The organism is Paenibacillus sp. J23TS9, assembly GCF_018403225.1.
GTDB lineage: Bacteria > Bacillota > Bacilli > Paenibacillales > Paenibacillaceae > Paenibacillus_AQ.
Genome location: NZ_BOSG01000030.1, coordinates 1 through 352, shown reverse-complemented (window position 1 = coordinate 352; position 352 = coordinate 1). Strand labels below are relative to the sequence as shown.

Sequence of the window (352 nt, the reverse complement as noted above, 5' to 3'; positions counted from 1 at the left end):
GGAGGGCTTAACGGTCGTGTTCGGGATGGGTACGCGTGGAACCCCTCCGCCATCGCCACCAAACAGGATTTTTAATGATTTTTCGAAGCCTAAGCTTCTCGAAATCGCTGCGAGAAAAGATCAGTCGAAAGACTAAACATGCAGCTTAAAAATCAGTCCAGATGTTTGATCACCTGAAAACTAGATACGAAACGAATTTGTGTGTTTAGAAATGGTCTCCGCAGTCCTCACTCCGTTGCAAAGCGTAACGCTTCCGAAGCAAGTTTCCCTACGGTAAACTTTTTAGGATAAGCCCTCGACCGATTAGTATTGGTCAGCTCCATGCATTGCTGCACTTCCACCTCCAACCTAT

General features: G+C 46.6%; 1 rRNA gene. It reads right to left on the bottom strand.

The features are described from left to right. Nucleotides 1–63 (bottom strand): 5S ribosomal RNA (rrf, locus tag KJS65_RS30395); the annotation flags it as partial. Nucleotides 64–352: the final 289 nt, after the last annotated feature.